Source organism: Bdellovibrio bacteriovorus (assembly GCF_002208115.1).
GTDB classification, from domain to species: Bacteria; Bdellovibrionota; Bdellovibrionia; order Bdellovibrionales; family Bdellovibrionaceae; genus Bdellovibrio; species Bdellovibrio bacteriovorus_C.
In genome coordinates this window covers 1,210,596-1,225,844 of record NZ_CP020946.1, presented here as the reverse complement: position 1 = coordinate 1,225,844, position 15,249 = coordinate 1,210,596, and the positions used below count along the sequence as shown (strand labels likewise).

The following is a 15,249-nucleotide window of genomic DNA, read 5'->3' as shown; positions in this document are numbered from 1 at the left end:
GCCTTGATATGTTTTAACTGACCTATGAGTACTGAATCCAAATGCCCTAAATGCAATTCCGAACATGTTTATCAAGACGGCAACCTTTGGGTTTGCCCAGAGTGCGCCCACGAATGGAGCGCCCACGCCTCTGCCGCCCCGGCGGAAGAAGCAAGCGATGACGGTGTTATCAAAGACGCCAATGGCAACATTCTTCAGGATGGCGACACCGTAGTGGTGATCAAGGACCTGAAAATCAAAGGTTCTTCGTCGGTTGTTAAAGTCGGAACCAAAGTGAAAAACATCCGCTTGCAATCCGGTGGTGACGGTCACGACATCGCGTGCAAGATTGATGGCTTTGGCGCCATGAATTTGAAGTCCGAGTTCGTCAAGAAGGCTTAATGGCAAAAATTCTGATTCTGACCGCCATGAAAGAAGAACTTAAAGACGTTGCGGGCCTGCCAGCAACGTCTGAAACTTCTTTGGCCCCTTTTGCGGTTCCGGTGTGGAAGCTGCAAAAAAATGAATCAGAAATTCTTATCGCCCAGACCGGAATCGGCCCCATCAATGCCAGTTCAGTTCTGACGTCGTTTCTAAGCAATTATAAATTCGATGTCGTCATGCTGCTGGGATTGGGCGGAGCCATCGACCCTGCACTGAAGCTGGGTGATATTTGCATCGCCACGGACGTGATCCAGCACGACGCCATCTGTTCTTCCGATCATGGGTTGGAGTACATGGCTAGTGGGGAACTGCATCTATCCTTACCACCAGAAAAACGCAAATCACTGAAGATCAAAGCTTCAGCGCAATGGAATCAAAAGATCGACGGTCTTCTGAAAGGCGGACCTTACAAAGTTCATCATGGCACTGTTTTGTCGGGATCTGAGTTTGTCGGCGGAACGGTTCGCAAAGAATTACTGAAGCGCACTTTTGCTGATGCTTTGCTGGTCGATATGGAGGCTTGTTCTATTGCGTATCTTTGTGAAAAAGCGCAGGTTCCTTTTGTGATTGCCAAAACCGTGGCAGACACCACTCATAGCAAGCCAACCGATGAATATGTCAGTTTCCTGACTTCCAGCCAGAAAAAAACCGCCGATATCATCGACGGCCTTTTAAACTGATCAACCCAGTTCAACATCCGCCATGGGGGCTGATGGCATCGGTGCCCCACCTTCCACACCAAAGTGAGCCGGCATCTTGTGTTCGGTTTTGATCCACACCGGGCGCTCGCCGGTTTTTTGACTTTGTTTGAACATGCGGTGAGCTTTCAGTGACGCCAAAAGATTGACAACATTTGCCAGCACCCAGCGCACCGGCACCATCATGGCCTGACTGAAATCGTTCACCCGTATCACTGCACGCATTCTTTGCACAATGCGAAGACCCATGGCCACCGCATTAAACATCAACAGGGCCGAAAAAAACGGACTTTGCAGCAGACTTGGCATCGCCTCCCCTTGCAGACGCAGGGCCAGCATCCCAAGCAATATCAGAATCGACAACACAACCAGAATGCTGTTGGCCGGACCCTTTCGATCGCGCAGCAGGAAATATTTGTCTATCCAAGATCCGCTCCACTGAAGATTGTGAAAGCCCTGATAGGCGATCCCCAGGGTCCAACGGGATTTCTGCCGGACGCTGGCCATAAAGTGATGGGGAAAGTATTCCCGGGTGGCTATGAATTCTTTCTGCCCATCTGACTTCACCCATTCAGCACAAACGAACCGACTTTTAAAGCCCATGGGTTTGGCGATAATTCCCAAGTGATAGTCTTCAGTCAAAGTATCTTCTTTTAAAAGCTGCCCGTTCTGCCGCGCCATCATACCCAGGACCAGGTTTCGCGCCATGCAAGTCCCCACTCCGGCGGACGGGATCGCCGCTCCCAGCTCCTGGCGCACTAAAAGATCCTTGGTGTGCGATTCGCTGAATTCATCAATATAAATTCCCCCGACCAGGGATGACTTCGGTACATCAAAAGAAAACACCGGTATCTGAATGAAGTCCGCCTCGCGGCTGTGATAGTTCATCAGGGTAAACGCGTGCGGATGCAAGACATCCTCTGAGTCCTGAAGCAGGAACAAATCCATTGCCTGCCCGGTCACCTTCTCGGACTGAAGAATCTGCCGGGCGATCTCGTTCAACATTTGACCTTTGGATGTCGGTCCCGCCTGGGTGTTTACAACTACGACAACTTTATCCGGAAACAGGCGCTCAAGTTTACGGGCCTCTTCCCATGTCGCGGTGTCGTTGGGGTAAACACCCAGAAAGAACTTATAATTCTGATATTCAATTCCCTGCACATTTCCGCGGATCATCGGGCCAATGACGTCGGCCTCTTTCCAATTGGCGATCATGATGGCGATGTTCTTTTGTTCAATCGCCTTCATCACCTGCAAATCCGACTGATCAAGCCGCCCGGGCTTCAGTCTGCGCACCAAAGCCACCAGATCAATAAAAAGATCATCCAGAATAAACACCGCTGTCGCGACCACCAATAGCCACGTCAAGACAGAAAAAGCATCATGATATTCCCAAGTCCAATGCATCAGAAGATTCCCCCGACGACCAGCAGACCCTCGAGCTCGCCACTATGAGTGTGTTTTTCCAGGGGATGGAAAATCAACGCCGACATATTCCAGGAGTTTTCAAACCATCCGGTGCGCCCGCCGATACGCCACTCTGTCATGGTGGGGCCCAGATCCGCACTGCGGCTTTCGCGCGCATAGAACTCTCCATAGGCATCCACTTTAAGTTTGCTCAAAGGGGACCAGCGATAGCCCTGCTTCACCCAGGCAATTGACACTGGCGTTGAGGAAAGACGTGGGACATAGGACGCCTCACCATAAACATCCGTGAAAACTTTGGGAACCGGCCAATTAAAGAAATATCCTGCCGCAGCCACCATGCGTGGATCCCACGTCGTCGCCGCGGGCTGTTCGTCATTGCCGATCACCGTGCGATAGCCCACCTGGGCCCCGATACTTGCCCACTCGACCGGACGAAGCTGTAATCCCAGATGAGGATTCACCGTGTTGTCATAGTACTTCGCTTTTGCCCCCGAGGACTGATACTGAACATTGGCCCCCAGATAGGCCGCGATCTTCGCCGAAAGAATCTCGGCGACCGGATGGTAATAGCGAAGGCGCGTGTCGGTGACGACGTCGTAGTCATAGAAATAGCTGCTCTCGGAATACAGCTCGACAAAGCCCTTTGGGGCAGGCTTCGCACTCATCACCATTTTTTCGGCCAGTACATCCGTAGCTTCATCGGCGTTTGCAGATGCACAACACAGAGATGCAATTACAATAAGTGAACATATATAACGAAACGTCATCCGCAATTCCTTCGCAAAGAGTTCGTGGGAAGTAGACGGTAAATGAATTTCGCGACAATGAAGAGTTAAACTCTTGTAAGTATATAGGAATTGCCAACGAATAATCTGCGCCACTACGGTTGAACGCATGAAAACACTACTCGTCGTATTTGGAACAAGACCTGAAGCAGTGAAACTGGCCCCGCTGATTCTGCAAGCCAAACGCGATCCACGCTTTCGTGTGATCGTTGGCTCAACCGGGCAACACCGGGAAATGCTTAGACCTCTTCTGAACTTCTTTCAGATCGAGCCGGACTTCGATTTGGATTTGATGAGACCAGGGCAAAGCCTTGCAGACATTTCAACATCCGTGATGAAGGGCCTGCATGACTATCTGTCGAATCACAAGGTGGATGGAATTCTGGTCCAAGGTGACACCACGACTTGCTTTATCGCAGGCCTGGTCGCCTTCTATCATCGCATTCCGATCATCCACGTGGAAGCCGGCCTTCGTTCCGGCGATATCAACTCTCCGTTCCCGGAAGAGTTCAATCGCAAGGCCACGGGCCTGCTGGCGAAGTTCCACTTCGCCCCGACGGAAACCTCACGGGAAAATCTTTTGAAAGAGCACTATCCTTCAGATGATATTTATGTGACAGGTAACACTGGGATCGACACTTTGTTTGAGGTGCGCAAACGTCTGCAAAAGTCAGATATCTATAATCAGGAATTGAACGAAAGATTTTCATTCCTGGATCCTTTAAAAAAACTGATTCTGGTCACGGTTCATCGCCGCGAATCTTTTGGTGCGCCCATGGAAGAAGTCATGAAGGGACTGGTGGCCCTGTCAGAACGACCGGATGTCGAAATTCTGATCCCGCTGCACATGAATCCGCAGGTGCGCGCTTCGGCACGCAAAATTTTCGGCGATCGGGCCCGGTGGATAGACAAAGGCCTTCCCGTAAATCCGGGCGAAAGCAAAATCTGGCTGTGCGAACCGATCGACTATGTCCCTTTTGTGTATCTGATGGAAAAAGCCCACAAGATCATCACGGACTCTGGCGGCGTTCAGGAAGAAGCTCCATCTTTGGGAAAACCCATTCTGGTGGCGCGGGAAAAGACCGAACGGCCTGAAGCCATTGCGGCTGGCACCTCGATGCTGATTCCCCTGCAGGAAAAGGCTTTCTACGACACCGCAACCCAGGTGCTGGATACGCCTGAAATCTTTGAGCGCATGTCTCAAGCCAAAAATCCATTTGGTGACGGGAAAGCCTCAGAACGCATTCTCGAAGTTTTGGCCGAAAAACTTTAAGGTGAAACATGAAAATCCTTGCCTCCCTTTTGACAGCTTTGCTCGTAGGCCTGAGTGCTCTCAGCGCCTCCGCCCAAAATGTTTCGATGCGGGGCTTGCGCGTGGATCCGGCGTACTTCAGCCGCCTTTATCCGAATCTGACCATTGAGGCGATCGCCCGACGTGTGGTGGGTCAGGCCCAGCATGCCGGCGCCAACACACTGTTTTTATATGCTTACAGCCCCCTGCATGGGTCCTTTTATCGCACCACTTATCCTTTCACCGAAGTTGAAGAACATCTGGGTGAAGACAATGTGTTTCTGGAGGTCTATAACACCGCCCGCGCACAAGGCTTGAAAGTCGTTGCCGTCATTCCCGTCAATGACTTTAAGAAACTCTGGGAAGAACATCCCGACTGGCGTTCCAAAATGCGCAATGGCCTTGATTACAAGCCCTTCGCCCGCACGCACCATCTTTCCGCTTGGCATCCCGCCTATCGCGCGTGGTTCAAAGGCTACGTTCACGATCTGTTGCAGAAGTTTCCGGACCTGCACGCGATCGAAGCCGTTGAACCCACTGTGGACTGCTTCTGGACGGCAGAGCCCGACTACAACCCAGCCGCAAATGCCGAATTCAAACGACGTTATCCTCAAGCGCTCCTTGGTGACGGGACCTGGCTGAAATTCCGAGCTCAGGGTTTAACGGATCTTGTGGCGATCATGTCCAAAGTGGCCCATGAACACGGTATCCTCTCGGCAGTGGTCCATACCTGGCCCGCCCATGCCAACGGGCGCCTGATGAGTTCTGAACAAATCCGCGATCAAGTGGGTTTTGATTTTGACAGCGTTTTAAATCTGCAGGGCCTTGAAAAGATCGACATCATTGTCGGCGAGTTTTTATGGCAGCAATGGGCCGGAGAATACGGCGGCGCTGTTTTTACTCCCGAATGGACCCGTCGAGCCTCGTTGGACTTTGTCCGTTTTGTCGCCGGTCGCAGTCTGCCAATTCTGCATGTTGAGATTTCACCTTGGTATGGTCAGGACAGCATGGTGCAACCGACCCTGCAAGAGTTCCAGCGAACCCTGTGGGCCATTCGTGACCTGGGTTATGGAATCGATGTCTATGATCACAGCCAGATCGAGGATCGCCGAGCTTGGAGTGTTTTGGCCGACTGGAATCACTGAACTATAAAGTGACGACGAAAGACTTCACTGACGGGTTGTTTTCCCAAGGGTGAAAAACCCCGGTTTTCCAGCAAGTCCGTGTCTTCATCCACCAGCACCTGCCATATACCGACACCGTAAAGGCCAAACTCTGCAGAGGCCCGCAGCAAAGCCTCCCACGCGGCGGCCTGGTGCATGTAGTTGATAGGCTCGGTGCCCCCTTCATAGTGATAAGGAGAAACAAAACACTTTTCCACACTGCGATAGCCGACCTCCTGCAACCCCACTTCTTTGGATACGCCGGTGGCCTGAGCAATCTGCTCAACACTTTTTTGAATTTGCTGGGCGAACCCCCGCGTCTGGACCGTCAAATGATTGGCCAGATCCTCGAAGGCTTCAGGATACTTTGACGTTTTCTTTCCCAAAGAACGATAAAAATCCAAACCCAGAAAATCCAAAGACCGCCAAAGTTCACGCATGTTGTTCTGATGAAGGGTCTCTTTGCTGCTCTTGGGTTTAAAGGTGATATCATGGCGCCATTGTTCCAGCTCCCCACCCCAGGTGCGTTTGGCGTTTTCCAGAACGAACTGATCGGTGAAGTTGGCTCCATAGGTGACGGCGACGCTGTGGGGATGCAGGCGTTCTTTGGCGGCATTAACAAAAGTCACCCATTTATCCGGAAAACCAAATCGCCACTTGGGCTTTCGACTGCCCAACCCGGACGTCATGGAATGCATTTCCGCGCCCACCGAATACCATTTGGCTCCGACACTGGCAGCTAACATCATATAACGTTCATGAAACTTGAAGTAATTATTAAACCAACTGACCGGATCTTTGGGCTCGATATTGCCATGCCACCAAGTGACCCCTTTTTCGGTGTAAGGAAATTCCCCCTTCGGTCCGACGACCAACAATATGGGTCTGAAAGCCACCTCCATTCCCTTTTGTTTTGCGTAAGCTGCTAAAGCGCGAATGTGAAACTCTTCCTCCGGGCGCAGGGACTCGGGAATCACCGAGTTGATCTCGCTGCCCCTTCCAGTGATCATGTGCCCCCGGACATTCAATATCAAAACCTTGACGCCCAACTGCTGAATCTTTTCCAGCAGGCGACGCACCCGCTGTCCTTGCTCGGTGTCATCCACCCGAAACCCCAGTGGATGATAAGTGACGATGTTGATTGCCGGTTCTAACGCGAAAGCGTTTAACGAGAACAAACACAGAAATAGAATAATTCCCAGCAGTGATTTCATGGTTCCATTTTAGATTTTCCGGCCACCTCGGGGAATCAGTTTGTCCGTGAATATTCACACACCTTTGGCGGCAAATGCTTCTTTTACCAAGAAATCTTCGATAGAATTTGGCTTCCAGCAAATACCGGAGGTCACCATGATTCCCAAGTTTGAAGTCTCAATCATCATTCAAAAGCCTGTGAACGAAGTATTTGATGCCGTTTACAATCCGAAAAAACTCAGCGCCTACTTCACGACCGCAGGCGCCTCAGCCCCCTTGAAAGAGGGCACCACCGTGCAGTGGGAATTTGCTGACTTCCCGGGTCCTTTCCCTGTGCCGGTGAAACAAGTCATCCAGGACAAGCTGATTGTGATCGAATGGGAGGCCGAAGCCGGTGGCTACAACACCAAGACAGAGTTTGTCTTTGAAGCTTTGAATGACAAAGAAGCCAAAGTGAAGATCTATGAAACCGGCTGGAAAGAAGATGAAGCGGGCATCAGCAGCTCATACAAAAACTGCATGGGCTGGTCGCAAATGGCCTGCGCGATGAAAGCCTATCTGGAATACGGCATCAACCTGCGCCAGGGCGCTTACAAGCCGCTTTATTCTTAAGACAAAGGGCCTGTGAAAGACCTATTTCCTGGAGGCAAAATAGCAGTTCGTTTACTGTTATCAGATGGAAATAGGTCAAATTCTCTCTTACGACGAACTACGCGCATTCTCCGGATTTCAAATTCAACATGGAATGAATTATTCTACCCCAAAAGGTGGCCATGTCTTTCTCATGTCCATGAGAGAAAATGCCCCGTATGAAGACTGGATCTCAGAAGATGGCTCTTTGGTAGAATACGAAGGCCACAATCAAACGAAAAGCCTTTGCGCCGATCCCGAAAGAACTGACCAGCCACGCAGAAATAAAAGTGGAAGCCTTACAAAAAATGGCAAGTTCGAAGAAGAGGCCTTAAAGTTTAAAAATCATGGAATCGGCCCCTGCAAGATTTCTATCTTCAACAAAGTCAAAGACGGCATTTGGACGTTCTGCGGAGTTTTTTCTCTTATCGATGTGAGCTATGTCCAGGCGGGTCCACGCAAAGTCTTTCGCTTCAAGCTTCAACTGGCGGAGTCAAATCCCCAAACCCATTCCGTCGTAGACTTGAGACACGATCGAATGATTCCCAGCGAAATTCAAGCGGCGGTCTTTAAACGCGATCAAGGCCGCTGCGTAAAGTGTGGCTCAACGGAAAACCTTCACTTTGATCACATCCTACCCTACTCCAAAGGTGGATCATCAAAGAAGGTTGAAAACATTCAAATTCTCTGCGCCAAGCACAACCTTTCCAAAGGAAATCGCTTTGTCTAAAGAAACTTCTTACTTCAAAGATCATAAACGTCGACTTGCAAAGATGAGCATCTCTACCAGTGCATTTCGCCGTCAAGGCAAGCAAGGTCTGATTCGTTTTACTCAAAACTATATAAATGAGAATATTGATCTCCATGCTTTTGGCACAGCCTTAAGATCCGGTAAATACCACAACTATTTAGACAAGCAGACTCTACTTTTAGTTCAAGCTGCAAAAAAGTATGGCTGCCGCTGGGGCACAGCTCGCAAAGGGCTAAATATATTCTTTCGTGATGTTCTATATAACAGCTACTTTATCAAGGAATTGAAGCTCAATTTAAACCATGGTTGGCACCTAGAGATCCCCCTAGATAGCAAAACAATGTGTCAGATCCGAAGACTTCACAAATCCGAAAACCTAAAGTCACGAGGCTTTGCAACACCCCAAACAACCTCTATCATCGCTCTGGCTCCGGAGAACTCACTTAAATACCAAGCTGCCGCCACTGCAATTGCCAAAGCGAAGTACTAAAAACACACCCGTGTCGACCTCGATATGGAGTTTTGGACCACTTAATCCCCCTGCCGGGCTTTCGGCAGCCACCGATTCCCCGGCAGAATCACCTGCCGGGTTCCCGACAGACTCCTTGTCAGATCAAAATAAACGCACTTTCAGCCCTAAACCAGGCTGGCACATCCAGTGCTTTATAGATCTGCATAACGCTGGCGCTGATGCCGGCAAAATAAAAACACTAAGGAGTTTCAAATGAAAAAACAAATCGCTGCCCTGATGATGATCGTGTCTTCCACTTTCTCTACTTCTGCTCACGCAGACAATTTAAGTGCTTTGCTAACGGCGTTGCAAAACGGCGGTGCTCGCACTGAAAAGATTGAAATGAAAGACTACGATCGTTGCACGGATGCAGAACTGGCTTCAGGAATGTGCTCTCTGAAATTGTCTGGAATGATGACCGCCGTGATGGATATCAAGATTGCTGATGGCAAAAAAGTGATTTTCTCCGCCAATCCTGAATGTGGACGTGATGTGATTGTGCGTGATCCAAGCAACTACGAGCTGGATCTTCGCGGCGCAACTGACTTCAAAGAGTCTGGCATTTACACTGTCACCAACCGCGGGTTCAACAATTGTGAAATCCAGATTGTGATCACCGCTCCACAAAGTGCCAACAATATGCGCGTGATGAGCGGCGTTTCTGACAATCTGACCTCCCTGCTAACAATTCTGAATTCTTTCAGAAATCCGTAAACAAGAACCAAATTCAGAAATAAAAAACGGGAACCAAGGACGGTTCCCGTTTTCGTTTTTTTTCGGCTATTCCAGCACCGGATGCTTGCCGTGCACTTGATCTTTGGGAAGCGCATTAAAGTGCCACCACTCGTGTTCCAAAACTTTGAAGCCCTGATCTTCCATCAGGCTTCGCAGCAACAGGCGATTCTGCAGCTGTACCTCGGTCAGTTCACCGGACTGCAAAAACTGCTGTTCTAGTTTGGGCTGAGCCAAATCACGGAAATCATCAAACCCCGTCCCCATATCCAGCGGAGTGCCATCCTTATTTTGCAGGCTTAAATCCATCGCCATGCCGAAATTATGAAGTGATCCCGGATAAGGGGCCGCGACATAACTCTGAAACGGAGTGCCCGCCAAGTGGTCATAGAACTGGGCCTGAATACTGCGCGGACGAAGAGCATCCCAGATCAGAAACTGCAAATCCGGGTGCTTTTCACGCAAGACCGCACAGGCTTTCATGAACATCTCATAAGCCACGGGGGAAACAAAACAACGGTCAAAACCTTTATAAATATCAATATTCATAAAGTTGTCGTTGGTGGCGTATTTCATATCCAGAAAAACTTCAGCCGAAGGTTCAATTTCTTTGAAGTTTTCTTCGATCCAGGCAATTTGATTTACAAATGAAGTCATGACTTAACGGTACCCGACGATCGGGCCTTCCTCAAGAGCTTGTCAGCAGAATAAACCGTCGCGATAGACACAAAGGCCGCAGCCCCCAATCCCCCGCCAAAGCCCCGCGCAAAGGGAATCAGAAAGAAATAAATCAGACCATAAATCTGACTGGCCAGGAACACCCGCTTCCAGCCCATGCGCGACCTGTCGGTCATCCCCACGAAGGTAGCTCCAAAAAAGGCGGCTTGCAAAACCCCGAAAAAGGGAAGATTGAACAGGGCCAGGATTCCTGCAAACACCAACGTCAGTCCACTGGACGCTTGCACAGTCGGGAAATGATAACGATGAATTAAGAAAAAAGTCAGTTCTGCACCAAAAAAGGATAACAGCATCACCAGAAAGATCATCATAGCCAATGCCTCATCGCCCATCCCAGCAAGGATGAAATAAAGGCAATCAACCCCAGACGTCCACCCATGCCCTTAAAATAAGGGCTGATCAAAAAATAAATCGTCGAGCCCAGCACCGACACCCACAGGATCTGCCAAGGCCCCGCCTCCACCACGCGCGAACCCATGGCGATAAAGGCCCCCATGTAGATGGTGGCGTGAACATGGGTCTTTTCAATGCGTTTAGTATCCGGGATGAAGGTCCCCAAAAAGCCCGTCAATGCGGCGGCAACAACCGCGCGAATTTGAAACTGGGACTGCAAAAAAAAACAGAAGAAACTTCCCGCTAAGAAGGCACTGAACTTTAATGCCCAAAGCTCAAAATATTTTAATGACCCGACCAAACCAAACCTCGATCCGGAAAATGTACCAGACCGCTGTTTGCTTGCATACTGCGAAATGACGAGCACGGGCTTAGAATAAGGCTACAAAACAGGAGGAGTTATGAGAACCCTTGGCGCCTTCTTAATGGCAACCTTTATGGCCTTTCCTACCTTCGCCGCAGAAACCGTCTTACCCACTCCGCAGGACATCAGCTATCTGAGTATTGAATTCGGCGAAGCCAACCTGGAAGAAACCGTCTGGGTGGAGATCGGACTGAACGCCCCCAGCGACAAACCGCTGACAATCAATGAACTGACGATCTTCGGGGAAATGTATGCGGCGACAACCAACTGCGGTGACACCGTTGATCCGGACAAGTACTGTGTGGTCGACTTGTACTTCACACCCAAAACACTGGGCGAGCACTATGGCGAGATGTACATCGGAACCAGTGAAGGCAACATCTTGCTAAAACTTTATGGCTCCGGAGTCGATTCAACCCCTGAATGACTATCGCACGCAAAGATAATTCAACTGCTCTGTGGGATTTAAGCTGGTGGCGCTGGTGGATTGACTCCACGGCGCCACATAAACCCGCCCCGCTTCCACGGACCAGTAGTCACTGCTCACACCCGTATTTCCAACAGAAACACCGCCACCGTAATCCCCCAGTGTGGAAATGGCGACCAGCTCTTTCTCGGTGCTGACACGCCCCCCACGCATTTCACAGGCAACAAGGCTCTGACGGTAAAGTTCCGCCATCTTCGAGGCGGAGGGCCGATAAATCGCGCCCTTAAACAACAATGTCAGGTTTCGCCCCGACACCCTAGCCTCGACGGGGAAACGGGTTTTCTGAAATTCATGGAAAACATCCAAAGCCAAATTTTCAGTGACCTCAAAGGCGTCGCCGGCAGCTTCAAAACTTTGTGTTTCACCCGTGCGGATATTTTCCACCATGACGGTGGCATGCATCCCGCGATTGCCAAAAGCCCGCAGTGTATAGGTCCCGCGGATCAGAAGATCACAGTCCGCCTGAGGCAGGCGCTCCACGAATTGTAAATGACGAACCGGGGGATTGTGCAGGCGATAAAGCTGATCCAGTTGCGATTTAAAGCTGACTTCCAGCGTGTCCCCGAAAGCCCTGTCGCGTATCGGATGCTCAGTTGTCAGATCGACAAACTGAATGCGCGAAAAAACTTTGTATCCCTTTTCAGGCAACGGCAAGGGCCCCTGCCCCGCCCACGCAGACACCGAGGATAAAACAATTAAAACACCTGTTATCAAACAAGAGATAAATTGATTCATAGAGGCTCCCACGAGGTTTGATTATGCCTCGTGAATTCCACGAAACACAAACCCCGGAGCGGATAGTGGCAATAACTTAATTAAAGAACACCGAGAGCATAAAGCAGCGTGACGGCGGTGACCGAGGTCCCTGTCAAAATAACCCCGCCCTTGACTGCGATCTCTTTGGTAATGCGGGCATCTGATTTTTCAAGAAGAGCGGCGCTTTCATTCAAGGACTTGTTACCGACATAATAGACGTCAAAAGGAACGTTGTTTCCATCCTCGTCTTTGATTCCGTTTTTCAAAATCGAATTCAGCATTTTGTAGGGCGAAAAGTATCCCGTGCGGCTGCCACCCACGTAAAGGCCCGCCGTCTTTGCCAACGCCTTGCACGCCGTCTTGCTGCAGGACAAACCGTTCTTGTCGTTGAAGGCTTTCAGTTTCACCCGATCTATAGCCGTAGAATGAATGCGGATGATGATACCGGCATCCAGCAAATCTGTCGCTCGAACTTGTGTTTGCCGACCGATAACATCCCCGTCCAAGCGCAGTTTGTTAGCCACCACATAGGCATGACCGTATTCGGAAAACCCCAGCAGCACATCCTGGGTATTGCCTAAAATCTGCTCGGCCTTATACATCCGTGAGTTATAGGGAACCGCGCGGAAGGAAACCGGCAGATTGTTCAGCACTGCTTCTTTGATCTGAAAACCCGGAATATCAAAAAGAACATCCTGACAAAGGTTGACCGCCCGGACCGGGCCCGACGTCAACATCACAATGAAAATCGCTATCAGCACAAAGGCTTTTTGCATGGTCTTCCCTTTTAGGGCACGCACCATACATCACTTAGACGATGGAAACGCACAAAATGCATCTCACGCACTTTGTAGGGCCCTTGCTCTCAGAAAAGCAAAGACTGGTCCATCCAAGGCGCCTCAAAATGAGACTCTTATACTTTCATGTATTTTCGCAGAACAGCTTCGACCGTCGCCATGGTCAGAGGTTTTGCCAGGAAGTCATTCATTCCCACTTGCACGCAGCGGTCTTTCTCTTCGGCAATTTCGGTGGCGGTCATGGCGATGATGGGCAGATTTTTGAATTTGGGATTTGCACGGATGGTCTGCGTGGCCAGGAACCCGTCCATCTCGGGCATGTGGCAATCCATCAGGATCAAATCAATTTCAGAGGTCTGAAGTTTTTCAACCGCCAGTTTGCCGTTTTCCACCATGGTGATGTTATGACCCAGCTTTACCAGCATGCCACGAACGATCAGTTGATTGACGGTGTTATCTTCGGCCACAAGAATGTTTAATGGCTTCATGGCAGGTCCTGAATCTCTTCAAAAGATCTCATTAGAATTTTCAATTCAAACGCAAATTCCTGGATCTGCACCTGAAGAACCGCAAACTGCGCTTTCAACTGCTCATGACTCCAGTCATCGGTGTGGATCTCTAAAATTCGCGCCGTTTCAGCAACATCAGGGCGGTGAAAATTCGAGATCGCCCCTTTGATCTTGTGAGCCGCGGCAAAGGCTTTCTTGCGATCCAGATTTTCAATCAGATTCTGAAGCTCTTCAAGCTCCTCGGCATATTCGTACAGAAAAATATCCGCCGCCGCCGAAAAGAGCGAAAAGTTCCCCAGAAAACGTGTATCCAGCATCTGGCTTAAGAACACCGGATCCAAGCCCGATGCCACCACTTCCGGGCAAAGTCTTCTGATTTTTTCTTCGGTCTTGGTCATGCGGCTCCCTGGCTGCTGTCAGCATACCGGAAAGACCTCGCATGTCAAAGCCCAGAACCTATGTCAGAACGGCAAGGTCCGCCGGATTAAAGCCTTTCAGCTCTGCCGTGCGGGCATCTTTTACTTTCTTCACCCACTGCGGATCACTGAGCAGCGCACGGCCGACAGCCACCAGGTCAAAGTCCCCGCGATCTAATCTGCGGGTCAATTCGTCAAGGCCCCCGACCTCGGCACCCTGCCCACGGAAGCTGTTTAAGAAGTCCCCACCACTCAGACCGATAGAGCCGACCGTGATCGTTGGTTTGCCGGTGATTTTCTTGGCCCAGCCCGCGAAGTTCAAATCAGAATCTGCAAACTCATGCTCCCAGAATCTTCTTTGAGAGCAGTGGAAAATATCCACGCCCGCTTCAGAAAGTGGCAACAGCCATTCTTCCATCTCTTTCGGCGTCGTTGCGACCTTGGCGTTATAATCTTGCTGTTTCCACTGAGACAAGCGCAGGATCACCGGGAAATCCGGGCCGACTTTCGCGCGAACGGCTTTCACCACTTCCACGGCAAAGGTATTTCTTGCGGCGATCGTGTTTCCACCAAAGCGATCCGTGCGAGTGTTCATTCCCGGCCAGAAGAATTGATCAATCAGATAGCCGTGGGCTCCGTGCAGTTCAACGGTGTCAAAGCCCAGATTCTTTGCATCCAAAGCCGCTTGTGCATAGGCGTTGATGGTGTTTTGAATGTCTTCCACAGTCATCTCGGCCGGTCCTTCAAAGGGTGCTGCTGGCAACCAGCCCGATCCGCTGGGTTTCATTTTTCCCATATGCCAGATCTGGGGCGCCATCTTGCCGCCAGCTTGGTGAACCGCAGTAATCACCTCTTTCCACTGAGTCAGGGGTTTTTCACCGTAGAAGTGCGGAACGTCTTTTTCATTGGAAGAAGCCGGACGATTGATCACGGTTCCTTCAGACAGAATCAGACCGACGTCCCCTTCAGCACGACGTTGATAATACTTCGCGACGTCTTCTGTCGGCACACCGTTCGGAGATTTTTGACGCGTCATCGGCGCCATGACGATGCGATTTTTAAGGCTGAGTCCTTTAAACTGGAAGGGCTGAAAAAGTGAGTGAGTATTCAAGAATGCTCCTTTGAAGGATCGATGGAGCGTTAATGTTACTATTATTGTTGCAATAATGGAAGCCCTTATGTA

The 15,249-nt window shown here is 50.2% G+C and carries 20 protein-coding genes; 9 read left to right on the top strand and 11 right to left on the bottom strand.

What is annotated here, in order from left to right:
• Positions 1 to 24 precede the first annotated feature (24 nt).
• A complete protein-coding gene (locus B9G79_RS06050; protein WP_088564737.1) occupies positions 25 to 381 on the top strand; it encodes a zinc ribbon domain-containing protein YjdM in 357 nt (118 codons plus the stop codon).
• Positions 381 to 1,103: a 5'-methylthioadenosine/S-adenosylhomocysteine nucleosidase gene (gene mtnN / locus B9G79_RS06045; protein WP_088564736.1), complete on the top strand. Its 723-nt coding sequence runs from the start codon at positions 381 to 383 to the stop codon at positions 1,101 to 1,103. Before B9G79_RS06050 ends, mtnN begins: the two co-directional genes overlap by 1 nt.
• Here mtnN and B9G79_RS06040 read toward each other — a convergent pair whose 3' ends face one another.
• Positions 1,104 to 2,489 carry a glycosyltransferase gene (locus tag B9G79_RS06040; protein ID WP_157678742.1) on the bottom strand — a complete coding sequence of 462 codons (1,386 nt, stop codon included), beginning with the start codon at positions 2,487 to 2,489 and terminating at the stop codon, positions 1,104 to 1,106. It lies immediately after the preceding gene.
• 38 nt (positions 2,490 to 2,527) lie between these two features.
• A complete protein-coding gene (locus B9G79_RS06035) occupies positions 2,528 to 3,316 on the bottom strand; it encodes a hypothetical protein (RefSeq protein ID WP_157678740.1) in 789 nt (262 codons plus the stop codon).
• Positions 3,317 to 3,443: 127 nt separating this feature from the next.
• Here B9G79_RS06035 and wecB point away from each other — a divergent pair, with 127 nt between their 5' ends.
• Both wecB and B9G79_RS06025 read left to right on the top strand, forming a co-directional pair.
• Positions 3,444 to 4,607, top strand: a complete 1,164-nt coding sequence (gene wecB, locus B9G79_RS06030; RefSeq protein WP_088564733.1) for a non-hydrolyzing UDP-N-acetylglucosamine 2-epimerase — start codon at positions 3,444 to 3,446, stop codon at positions 4,605 to 4,607.
• An 8-nt stretch (positions 4,608 to 4,615) separates the two neighbouring features.
• The gene (locus B9G79_RS06025) at positions 4,616 to 5,770 is read left to right on the top strand and encodes a hypothetical protein (protein ID WP_088564732.1); all 1,155 of its coding nucleotides are present in this window, start codon (positions 4,616 to 4,618) and stop codon (positions 5,768 to 5,770) included.
• Here B9G79_RS06025 and B9G79_RS06020 read toward each other — a convergent pair.
• Entirely contained in the window at positions 5,764 to 7,002 is a 1,239-nt protein-coding gene (locus B9G79_RS06020; RefSeq protein WP_088564731.1) for a glycoside hydrolase family 113, read from the bottom strand. The two genes, B9G79_RS06025 and B9G79_RS06020, sit on opposite strands and share 7 nt — an antisense overlap.
• Before the next feature lie 136 nt (positions 7,003 to 7,138).
• On the opposite strand from B9G79_RS06020, the gene B9G79_RS06015 reads away from it, so the two are divergent.
• From B9G79_RS06015 to B9G79_RS06000, 4 genes are all read left to right on the top strand, one after another.
• On the top strand, positions 7,139 to 7,594 hold the full coding sequence (locus B9G79_RS06015) for an SRPBCC domain-containing protein (RefSeq protein ID WP_088564730.1): 456 nt from the start codon (positions 7,139 to 7,141) through the stop codon (positions 7,592 to 7,594).
• Between the two features lie 64 nt (positions 7,595 to 7,658).
• Positions 7,659 to 8,342: an HNH endonuclease gene (locus B9G79_RS06010; RefSeq protein WP_088564729.1), complete on the top strand. Its 684-nt coding sequence runs from the start codon at positions 7,659 to 7,661 to the stop codon at positions 8,340 to 8,342.
• Positions 8,335 to 8,853, top strand: coding sequence for a hypothetical protein (locus B9G79_RS06005; RefSeq protein WP_088564728.1), 519 nt, complete (start codon positions 8,335 to 8,337; stop codon positions 8,851 to 8,853). The genes B9G79_RS06010 and B9G79_RS06005 overlap by 8 nt, the downstream gene beginning before the upstream one ends.
• Before the next feature lie 234 nt (positions 8,854 to 9,087).
• Complete coding sequence (locus B9G79_RS06000) at positions 9,088 to 9,588, top strand: hypothetical protein (RefSeq protein WP_088564727.1); 501 nt, start codon at positions 9,088 to 9,090, stop codon at positions 9,586 to 9,588.
• Positions 9,589 to 9,654: 66 nt separating this feature from the next.
• Here the strand turns inward: B9G79_RS06000 and B9G79_RS05995 are convergent, their stop codons facing one another.
• The 3 genes from B9G79_RS05995 to B9G79_RS05985 are packed head-to-tail and all read right to left on the bottom strand — an operon-like array spanning position 9,655 to position 10,957.
• Positions 9,655 to 10,263 (bottom strand): M15 family metallopeptidase, encoded by a 609-nt coding sequence (locus B9G79_RS05995; RefSeq protein WP_088564726.1) that lies wholly within the window; start codon positions 10,261 to 10,263, stop codon positions 9,655 to 9,657.
• Positions 10,260 to 10,655, bottom strand: coding sequence for a hypothetical protein (locus tag B9G79_RS05990; protein WP_232469221.1), 396 nt, complete (start codon positions 10,653 to 10,655; stop codon positions 10,260 to 10,262). Before B9G79_RS05990 ends, B9G79_RS05995 begins: the two co-directional genes overlap by 4 nt.
• On the bottom strand, positions 10,652 to 10,957 hold the full coding sequence (locus B9G79_RS05985) for a hypothetical protein (protein WP_232469220.1): 306 nt from the start codon (positions 10,955 to 10,957) through the stop codon (positions 10,652 to 10,654). Before B9G79_RS05985 ends, B9G79_RS05990 begins: the two co-directional genes overlap by 4 nt.
• Before the next feature lie 181 nt (positions 10,958 to 11,138).
• On the opposite strand from B9G79_RS05985, the gene B9G79_RS05980 reads away from it, so the two are divergent.
• Complete coding sequence (locus tag B9G79_RS05980; protein ID WP_198298053.1) at positions 11,139 to 11,528, top strand: hypothetical protein; 390 nt, start codon at positions 11,139 to 11,141, stop codon at positions 11,526 to 11,528.
• Here the strand turns inward: B9G79_RS05980 and B9G79_RS05975 are convergent, their stop codons facing one another.
• The 5 genes from B9G79_RS05975 to B9G79_RS05955 form a co-directional block, all read right to left on the bottom strand.
• On the bottom strand, positions 11,529 to 12,323 hold the full coding sequence (locus B9G79_RS05975) for a hypothetical protein (protein ID WP_088564723.1): 795 nt from the start codon (positions 12,321 to 12,323) through the stop codon (positions 11,529 to 11,531). It lies immediately after the preceding gene.
• Positions 12,324 to 12,403: 80 nt separating this feature from the next.
• Entirely contained in the window at positions 12,404 to 13,120 is a 717-nt protein-coding gene (locus tag B9G79_RS05970) for a hypothetical protein (protein WP_088564722.1), read from the bottom strand.
• A 137-nt stretch (positions 13,121 to 13,257) separates the two neighbouring features.
• Complete coding sequence (locus tag B9G79_RS05965) at positions 13,258 to 13,629, bottom strand: response regulator (RefSeq protein WP_088564721.1); 372 nt, start codon at positions 13,627 to 13,629, stop codon at positions 13,258 to 13,260.
• Positions 13,626 to 14,048, bottom strand: a complete 423-nt coding sequence (locus B9G79_RS05960) for an Hpt domain-containing protein (RefSeq protein ID WP_088564720.1) — start codon at positions 14,046 to 14,048, stop codon at positions 13,626 to 13,628. The genes B9G79_RS05965 and B9G79_RS05960 overlap by 4 nt, the downstream gene beginning before the upstream one ends.
• A 58-nt stretch (positions 14,049 to 14,106) precedes the next feature.
• Positions 14,107 to 15,177: an NADH:flavin oxidoreductase gene (locus tag B9G79_RS05955; protein ID WP_088564719.1), complete on the bottom strand. Its 1,071-nt coding sequence runs from the start codon at positions 15,175 to 15,177 to the stop codon at positions 14,107 to 14,109.
• Positions 15,178 to 15,249 lie beyond the last annotated feature (72 nt).

Coding starts and splice junctions, on each gene's coding strand:
- mtnN (WP_088564736.1), top strand. CDS start 381: ATGGCAAAAATTCTGATTCTGACCGCCATGAAAGAAGAACTTAAAGAC.
- B9G79_RS05960 (WP_088564720.1), bottom strand. CDS start 14,048: ATGACCAAGACCGAAGAAAAAATCAGAAGACTTTGCCCGGAAGTGGTG.
- B9G79_RS06000 (WP_088564727.1), top strand. CDS start 9,088: ATGAAAAAACAAATCGCTGCCCTGATGATGATCGTGTCTTCCACTTTC.
- B9G79_RS06035 (WP_157678740.1), bottom strand. CDS start 3,316: ATGACGTTTCGTTATATATGTTCACTTATTGTAATTGCATCTCTGTGT.
- B9G79_RS06010 (WP_088564729.1), top strand. CDS start 7,659: ATGGAAATAGGTCAAATTCTCTCTTACGACGAACTACGCGCATTCTCC.
- B9G79_RS05995 (WP_088564726.1), bottom strand. CDS start 10,263: ATGACTTCATTTGTAAATCAAATTGCCTGGATCGAAGAAAACTTCAAA.
- B9G79_RS06050 (WP_088564737.1), top strand. CDS start 25: ATGAGTACTGAATCCAAATGCCCTAAATGCAATTCCGAACATGTTTAT.
- B9G79_RS05975 (WP_088564723.1), bottom strand. CDS start 12,323: ATGAATCAATTTATCTCTTGTTTGATAACAGGTGTTTTAATTGTTTTA.
- B9G79_RS05980 (WP_198298053.1), top strand. CDS start 11,139: ATGAGAACCCTTGGCGCCTTCTTAATGGCAACCTTTATGGCCTTTCCT.
- B9G79_RS05965 (WP_088564721.1), bottom strand. CDS start 13,629: ATGAAGCCATTAAACATTCTTGTGGCCGAAGATAACACCGTCAATCAA.
- B9G79_RS05970 (WP_088564722.1), bottom strand. CDS start 13,120: ATGCAAAAAGCCTTTGTGCTGATAGCGATTTTCATTGTGATGTTGACG.
- B9G79_RS05990 (WP_232469221.1), bottom strand. CDS start 10,655: ATGATGATCTTTCTGGTGATGCTGTTATCCTTTTTTGGTGCAGAACTG.
- wecB (WP_088564733.1), top strand. CDS start 3,444: ATGAAAACACTACTCGTCGTATTTGGAACAAGACCTGAAGCAGTGAAA.
- B9G79_RS06020 (WP_088564731.1), bottom strand. CDS start 7,002: ATGAAATCACTGCTGGGAATTATTCTATTTCTGTGTTTGTTCTCGTTA.
- B9G79_RS06025 (WP_088564732.1), top strand. CDS start 4,616: ATGAAAATCCTTGCCTCCCTTTTGACAGCTTTGCTCGTAGGCCTGAGT.
- B9G79_RS06015 (WP_088564730.1), top strand. CDS start 7,139: ATGATTCCCAAGTTTGAAGTCTCAATCATCATTCAAAAGCCTGTGAAC.